This window comes from Rhodopirellula maiorica SM1 (assembly GCF_000346295.1).
In the GTDB taxonomy this organism is placed as follows: domain Bacteria; phylum Planctomycetota; class Planctomycetia; order Pirellulales; family Pirellulaceae; genus Novipirellula; species Novipirellula maiorica.
This window is the reverse complement of the sequence record NZ_ANOG01001071.1, coordinates 1-2,856: the sequence shown is the minus strand read 5'-3', so window position 1 is coordinate 2,856 and position 2,856 is coordinate 1. Positions and strand designations below refer to the sequence as shown.

Sequence of the window (2,856 nt, the reverse complement as noted above, 5' to 3'; positions counted from 1 at the left end):
GCAGATCCGGCGTTGCTAAACTAGGCCATCACAACGTCAATCGCCGGATCGCGGTGACGTCAACCGTTCTCCGGTGTTGTGTTTTCTGGCAATAGATTTTTATGACTAATCCCTACGCCCCGTCGACGACTCCTGAAAGCTTGCACGCAAGATTCGAGTCCTCGGCCACGTTGTCGAACCGTATCGTTTGCTTGCTGTTGTTTTCCTTCGGATGCGTGTTCAGCGTTCACCTTATCGTCGCGGTACAGCATGGGCCCATTGAGGCGTTCCAGCGGACTGCGCGGTATCCAATGCAAGCGCTGACATTTTTTGCGACCGGTCTCGCGGCATGCTATGCTGTGACCGCGGCGTGGAAAATAATGCGCAGGAGATTATTCGCGGATTATTCTCCAATGCCAGTGACCCGATTCGGGACGGGGCTAATGGTTGTGCTCGCGTACGGTCTCGGAGGTGAACTCATGAGGAGAGTTTTGCGTTCGATGACTGTGCCCATCAATGCGTTTCTCGCCGAAGCCCTGCCAAATCTGGCGATTTTTCTAACAGTGGTCGTTGCGGCCGTTCTCTCGATCGAAGCGGAGGCGATCGTTGTTCGATTTTTGCGACACAGACAGATCGGACGCGGCGAACCATGACGTCCACCGGAGGACGGCACGAAGCGTTTACAAATGGACAATCAAACCGCCGTCCCCGGTGACGTCGGACGTTCTGCCAAAGAGATGAGACTTTACTCACTGCCACTCGACGAACTCATCGCCCGTGGGGTCAGTCCCCGGTTTGCTCGAATCCTCTGCGAACCTGACAGCTACCATCCCGACCTCAGCATCCACATCGGTGCTACCAACTGGGACTACTTCATTCCCGTCGATGCAACCGACATCGTCCCGCTATGGGATTCAAACGCTGATTCATTTGTTCGTTGGACACGTGCCGGGACTACTGAATACGTTTGGCTCTTCCACGACAACCCGAAGTGGATTCTCATTGCGCATTCCGAGCAGGGAATCATGGCGAAACTATGGCAAGACTGGGCCGAATTCCAAGATTCGGATGACGAATGCAGACGGTTTGCTGACGCGATCGGGTTTCAATTTTGCGACGAGGGGTTGGCGATGGTCGAACGCGATTCGGATACAATCAATGCTTGGCGTTTGTCTCTAACGGACTGAGGCAAGGCAGAACAATGAATTGCACGGGAGGACGGGAGTCGTGTTTAATGGTCTGCTTGCACGTCTTTCGCCCGTCCCCCGTGAATTCCGACGTTCTGCCGTAAGAATCCATGTCCACGTCTGACCACACGAAATCACCGACACCCGAAAAATACGTCGATGCGCTTCGACGTGTCGGCGACTTGTCCGACAACTTGGTTCAGATGCTTCGCCTGCATTTTCACGCAAACAACAGAACGTCAACTGCCGACGAACTCGCCGTCGCTGTCGGCTACACCCACCGTTCCGTCGCAAACTCTTTGTACGGACGGCTCGGTCGACAGATCGGCGAACTCCTCGACTTTGATCCCGGCAGTGTCCGCGTTGACTCGATCGTGCTAACGACAAAACCAGAAGGCCGTTGGCTGTGGACGTTGCGTCCCGAATTCGCTTCTGCGCTTCAAACGATCGGATGGGTGGATTCCTCTCACGTATTGCTGCCCGAAGAAATCGGCGCAACTGCAGAATTCAAAGAAGGTGCTTCGCTACGCGTGACTGTCAACGTTTACGAACGCAACGCCGACGCTCGCCGCGAATGCATCGCCAAATACGGGACTGACTGTTGCATCTGCGGCTTCAGCTTCCGGGCGAAGTTCGGAGACATTGGTGATGGTTTCATTCATGTTCATCACCTTAAGCCGCTCTCCGAGATCGACGGCGAATATACTGTCGATCCTGTAACGGACTTGCGACCTGTCTGCCCGAACTGTCACGCAATGCTGCACCGACGCGTTCCCGCGTATACAATCTCTGAAATTCAAGCGATACTCAAACACCAAAAAACGGCAGAACCATGCGGTGAACGGGAGCCGCCGATGACCCCTGTTTTGAAATCATAGTTGTTTGGCGGCGGCCCCGTTACCGCGGTCGTTCCCCGACTGAGTATATGACGAATCTTTACTACGTTTCTGTTGTTTTCGCTTTTGCTCTGTGCCTTGGTTGCAGCGACTCAGCGGACGTCTCAAACGCCTCAACTGATGTGAGTCCTGCCGAGTCAACTGTTCAGGAGGCCGACGAACCGTCGAATCAATCGGTCGTTGAATTGACGGATGCTGCAGTGGCGAAATTCATTTCGTTCCTTAAAGACGCACCCGGCGATCACATTAGACTCGCTGTAAAACGTGAAGGGCCATCAGGATTCATGTACGACCTGCAAATCGAATCACCTCCATGGTCAGACGAAGACTTGGTTGACAAATCAAATGGTTTTACAATGGTCGTATCACCTCGCGACTCCATCTACGTCGACGGTGCTACAATCGACTGGGAGACTCGGCCAGACGGCACCGAAGGATTCAAGTTCCACAATCCAAACGCGATCGAGCAGTGATCGCGGCGAACCATGGGTATCGGGATAGGGGGCCGGATTGCTCCGGCGCCCCTCCCACATCACCTAGCATGCGGGTCCGCACTAGGCGATTCGCCGCGAGGATGCAAGCTGTTGCCAACGCTCTTCTAGACTTGGGTAAGCCCTCACTTTTCAGGTGCTCGTTCGATAACGCACGCTGGACTCCCGACGTCTTGGAAAGACGCCATGGGCCTTTGCCGCTAAACGCGAACGGACGGGCCTCCCGGTACGACAAGCCCAATGACATCAGGTTGCGAAGACGAGTTTTCGACTTCTTCCACTGTTTCCAGTAACATGCCCGGA

Annotated in this window: 4 protein-coding genes; all 4 read left to right on the top strand. The window is 54.4% G+C overall.

Annotated features, from left to right (window positions below):
* The first annotated feature begins 479 nt into the window (after positions 1 to 479).
* The 4 genes from RMSM_RS41615 (at position 480) to RMSM_RS34805 (ending at position 2,535) form a co-directional block, all read left to right on the top strand.
* Positions 480 to 632 carry a hypothetical protein gene (locus tag RMSM_RS41615; RefSeq protein ID WP_160168444.1) on the top strand — a complete coding sequence of 51 codons (153 nt, stop codon included), beginning with the start codon at positions 480 to 482 and terminating at the stop codon, positions 630 to 632.
* A 33-nt stretch (positions 633 to 665) separates the two neighbouring features.
* Entirely contained in the window at positions 666 to 1,166 is a 501-nt protein-coding gene (locus RMSM_RS34815; RefSeq protein WP_008708862.1) for a hypothetical protein, read from the top strand.
* Between the two features lie 203 nt (positions 1,167 to 1,369).
* Complete coding sequence (locus RMSM_RS37725; RefSeq protein WP_236622426.1) at positions 1,370 to 2,044, top strand: HNH endonuclease; 675 nt, start codon at positions 1,370 to 1,372, stop codon at positions 2,042 to 2,044.
* A 140-nt stretch (positions 2,045 to 2,184) separates the two neighbouring features.
* Complete coding sequence (locus RMSM_RS34805; RefSeq protein ID WP_008708856.1) at positions 2,185 to 2,535, top strand: HesB/IscA family protein; 351 nt, start codon at positions 2,185 to 2,187, stop codon at positions 2,533 to 2,535.
* Positions 2,536 to 2,856 lie beyond the last annotated feature (321 nt).

What these genes read in the sequence shown, in the direction of transcription:
- RMSM_RS41615 (WP_160168444.1), top strand. Translation starts at nt 480, where the DNA reads ATGACTGTGCCCATCAATGCGTTTCTCGCCGAAGCCCTGCCAAATCTG.
- RMSM_RS34815 (WP_008708862.1), top strand. Translation starts at nt 666, where the DNA reads ATGGACAATCAAACCGCCGTCCCCGGTGACGTCGGACGTTCTGCCAAA.
- RMSM_RS37725 (WP_236622426.1), top strand. Translation starts at nt 1,370, where the DNA reads ATGCTTCGCCTGCATTTTCACGCAAACAACAGAACGTCAACTGCCGAC.